Origin of the sequence: Nonomuraea sp. NPDC004580 (assembly GCF_040609855.1) — a bacterium.
GTDB lineage: Bacteria > Actinomycetota > Actinomycetes > Streptosporangiales > Streptosporangiaceae > Nonomuraea > Nonomuraea salmonea.
In genome coordinates, this window is sequence record NZ_JBEXLH010000141.1 from 1 (window position 1) to 1,715 (window position 1,715).

Consider the following 1,715-nt stretch of genomic DNA (forward strand, 5'->3'; position numbering starts at 1 on the left):
CGACGGACGCGCAGGCGGTCGCCGCGGGGCGGCGCCTGGCCGGCCTGCTCGGGCACCAGGGGTGCGCGCGCATGCCGGAGACCGCGGGGACGGACTTCGCCGCGCTGCTGCCCGACAACCCCAGGCGCGCGTACGACGTGCATCCGCTGCTCGACGGCCTGCTGGACGAGCCGGGCGCCGAGCTGCACCCGCGCTGGGCCCCGAACGTGGTCACCGCGCTCGGCCGGCTCGGCGGGCGCACGGTCGGCGTGGTGGCCAACAACCCGATCCGGCTGGGCGGCTGCCTGGACGCCGCGTCAGCCGAGAAGGCCGCCAGGTTCGTGCGGATGTGCGACGCCTTCGGGGTGCCGCTGGTGGTCGTGGTGGACGTCCCCGGCTACCTGCCCGGCGTCAAGCAGGAGTGGGACGGCGTCGTCCGGCGTGGCGCGAAGCTGCTGCACGCCTTCGCCGAGGCCAGCGTCCCCCGGGTGACGCTGATGGTGGGCAAGGCGTACGGCGGGGCGTACATCGCGATGAACTCCCGCGCCCTGGGCGCCACCCGGGTCCTCGCCTGGCCGACGGCGCGGATGGCGGTCATGGGCGCCGTGTCGGCGGTGCGCATCCTGCACCGCCAGGCGCTCGCCGCCGCATCGGAGCAGGAGCGCCCGCTGCTCGAGGCGGCCCTGGCCGCCGAGCACGAGAAGGAGACCGGCAGCCTCGACGCGGCCGTGCGGCTCGGCGTGGTGGACGAGGTCATCGACCCGGCGAAGAGCCGCGAGGCCATCGCCAAGGTGATCGCCGAGGCCGCACCACGCCGGGGGCACCACGCCAACATCCCGCTCTAGCGGCCGGTGGGCGTCAGGGTGAAGAACCTGCCCTGCCACAGCAGGTGGAGCTCCTTGCGCAGGTCGTCGCTCACCCCGGCGTCGCCGGCCAGCGACTCCAGGGTCCGCTTCCCGTCCGCCGCCTCCAGCACCGTGAAGGCGGCGGGCGAGATCTCCGCGCGCGGCCCGTTCGTGTAGTCGAGGGAGATCTCGTGCACGACGTCGCGGTGCCCCGCCGGCGTGGTGCGGACCCGCTTGGCGAGCCTGGTCACCGGGCGGTGCCTGGGCACCAGGCCGTCGAGGCCCAGCCAGTGGCCCCACCGCCGCCTGATCAGGAAGTCCTCGATCACCAGGTAGTCCAGCTCGGTGGTGAGGAAGCAGGTCACGGCGTCATGCACGGTCTGCACGATCGGCTCGGCGTTGTTGTTGAACGAGGTGTTCAGCAGCACGGGGGTGCCGGTCAGCTCGCCGAAGCGCCGGACGAGCCGGTGGAAGCGCTCGTTCGCCTCCTGGGTGACGATCTGCAGCCGGGCGCTGCCGTCCACGTGGGTGACCGCGCCGAGCTCCGCCCTGCGTTCCTCGCGCACCTGGACGACGAACGACATGAAGTCGTAGTTGGCGCGGGTGGGCGGCAGCTCGAAGTAGGCGTCGGCGGCCTCCTCCGTCACCACCGGCGCGAACGGCCGGTAGCCCTCCCGCTTCTTCACCATCGAGTTGATGCGGTGCTTGTTCTCGCCCGGCCGGGCGTCGGCGAGGATGCTGCGGTTGCCGAGCGCCCGCGGCCCGAACTCGGAGCGGCCCTGCGCCCAGCCCAGCACGGCTGAAGACGGTGTCGCAGGCCCACCGTTCGCGCAGCGGCCGGACGTGGTCCCAGTGCTCCTTCTCCTCCATGCGTCCCCGGTTGCGGTCGAG

At 73.4% G+C, this 1,715-nt stretch carries 2 protein-coding genes; one reads left to right on the plus strand and one right to left on the minus strand.

The window, feature by feature from the left end; genetic code table 11:
• Window positions 1-824, plus strand: an 824-nt coding sequence (locus ABZW11_RS46210) for a carboxyl transferase domain-containing protein (RefSeq protein ID WP_355432920.1), incomplete at its 5' end; no start/stop codon positions are given.
• On the opposite strand, the gene ABZW11_RS46215 is transcribed toward ABZW11_RS46210, so the two are convergent.
• A complete protein-coding gene (locus ABZW11_RS46215; RefSeq protein ID WP_355432922.1) occupies window positions 821-1,621 on the minus strand; it encodes a carbamoyltransferase C-terminal domain-containing protein in 801 nt (266 codons plus the stop codon). The two genes, ABZW11_RS46210 and ABZW11_RS46215, sit on opposite strands and share 4 nt — an antisense overlap.
• Between the last annotated feature and the right edge of the window lie 94 nt (window positions 1,622-1,715).